The sequence below is a fragment of the Spirillospora sp. NPDC046719 genome (genome assembly GCF_040645715.1).
In the GTDB taxonomy this organism is placed as follows: Bacteria; Actinomycetota; Actinomycetes; order Streptosporangiales; family Streptosporangiaceae; genus Spirillospora.
The window spans coordinates 1-1,012 of record NZ_JBEYYT010000962.1 but is presented as its reverse complement, the minus strand read 5'-3'; the positions used below and the strand labels follow the sequence as shown (position 1 = coordinate 1,012).

The following is a 1,012-nucleotide window of genomic DNA, read 5'->3' as shown; positions in this document are numbered from 1 at the left end:
CCGTTACATCAGCTCTGTTAACATATGCTATGTGAGTTATTGTCCCATCATTAACGTTACTTACTGTGATACTATTGCTTGCTACTATCTTCATCAGTTACCTCCGCCCAAATTTCAATAATTGGGGTGGAGATACCATAAGTCCGCCAGATTTGTTCAATCACATCACTTGCACTTGTCGCTTTAAAGCTAACTTGTGTGATTTCTCCCCCAAGTTCAATATTGGCATAAAATGTACTTTTCATTATTGATTCACCTCACATGTATATTGAGCTTTGACATTGATATCAGTCGCAGCAACACTAATTGTTTTACCAGTTTTATATTGATTGCCTGTACCGCCAAAATTGGCATTTAATACACCATTTTGATCACGTTGAGACCATTTATAAGTATAAGTTTTTCCATTTGTATCAATTTCAGCACCAGATTGAAATACTCGGCAAGTAAGTGTTGTTGTACCAGAACCGTTTTTAAAAATGCTACCTGCCGTACTATCAATCGTACAAGTTAATGGATCTGTATAATCAAGAAGAGTAATAATTCCACTAACTGATGTACCTGCTGTACCACCTGCGCGGTCAATGATCATAGCCTTGAACGTTTGAGCATTTGTAACAGCCGATGGTAGAACTGTTAGTATCCCTTGAGAAGTTGTATTTGTACCAGCTGCTACATTGGGCGTTTGACCAGTTGTAGATGAAGTACATAAATGCCAACCTAATCCAAGGTTTGAGTTATAACCAGTTGAACCAGTTGTGGTTACACTACTATCTGAATAACCGAAGAATATCTCTTTATTTCCTGCAGAAAGTTGTCCCCCTTTATATAGATCAGCGTTAACTGTTAAGCTTGCAGGCATGGAATTGTAGAACGCTCCACCATTGCCAGCATAAACATTCGCAAGAACAGCTGATTTAGCAAGTTGTACAACAGTTAAATCTAAAACAGCTGAGAATGGAACATTTAAACCTGGATTATGGATTGACCCTAATACAGGTTTAAATGTTCC

At 37.9% G+C, this 1,012-nt stretch carries 2 protein-coding genes; both read right to left on the bottom strand.

Translation table 11 applies throughout. From position 1 onward, the window contains the following. Window positions 1-71: 71 nt before the first annotated feature. Window positions 72-245 carry a hypothetical protein gene (locus ABZ914_RS51880; protein WP_021214455.1) on the bottom strand — a complete coding sequence of 58 codons (174 nt, stop codon included), beginning with the start codon at window positions 243-245 and terminating at the stop codon, window positions 72-74. Continuing rightward, the coding region (locus ABZ914_RS51875) for a hypothetical protein (RefSeq protein WP_500201889.1) at window positions 245-1,012 on the bottom strand (768 nt) is incomplete at its 5' end. The genes ABZ914_RS51875 and ABZ914_RS51880, both read right to left, overlap by 1 nt.

What these genes read in the sequence shown, in the direction of transcription:
- ABZ914_RS51880 (WP_021214455.1), bottom strand. Translation starts at nt 245, where the DNA reads ATGAAAAGTACATTTTATGCCAATATTGAACTTGGGGGAGAAATCACA.